The organism is Stutzerimonas kunmingensis (assembly GCF_002929225.1).
GTDB lineage: Bacteria > Pseudomonadota > Gammaproteobacteria > Pseudomonadales > Pseudomonadaceae > Stutzerimonas.
In genome coordinates this window covers 1-661 of sequence record NZ_PISM01000009.1, presented here as the reverse complement: position 1 = coordinate 661, position 661 = coordinate 1, and the positions used below count along the sequence as shown (strand labels likewise).

The window sequence follows — 661 nt, the reverse complement described above, 5'->3', positions numbered from 1 at the left end:
CAGAATATGCATCAGGTAGATCGTCATCGACGAAGCGCCGATGAACAGAAACCAATCCACGCGAAACTGACCTAGCCACATCGACAACGCGATCATGAAAAAGATGGATATGGTTGCAAGCGCGAGTACCGCCATGCCGCCATCGGCATAGTTCAGACCGAAGGTCACATGAAACAGGTACTGCCCCAGGATGAACAGCGCACCGAAAAATAATGTCAGCTGTGTATAACGCGCGAGGAAGAACGCCTTGACCTCGTTGAACCAGACGCCCAATGCGAAGAAGACGGTGTTGCCCAGGATAAAGCGGGTCATGTTGTTTACCGTCAGATCCTGCTGGAAGACATACAGCAAGCCAAACAGGACCACGAATGGCAAGAAATAGCGCCGATCTGCCCGCGCATAAAGAAACGCACAAACCACGAACACCAGAAACAGAGCGTACAGGAACCAGAACTGCGCTCGCGGCATCCAGAGCAGCGAGAACACCTCAACCAAGGTGACCTGACCGTTCGTGTAATTCGACAGGACGACTTCGAACAGACCTTGTAGTAAAGACCAGACAATAAAGGGATAGACGATTGTGTCGACCTTGTTGATGATCAACCCGCCCCGGCCCCGCTTCTGCAACGAATCGAAGAAGAATAAACCCGACAGGAAGAAG

General features: G+C 51.7%; 1 protein-coding gene. It reads right to left on the bottom strand.

Annotation, left to right across the window (positions count from 1 at the left end; translation table 11 throughout):
- On the bottom strand, positions 1-661 hold a 661-nt coding region (locus CW305_RS06565), incomplete at both ends, for an acyltransferase family protein (protein ID WP_146067140.1).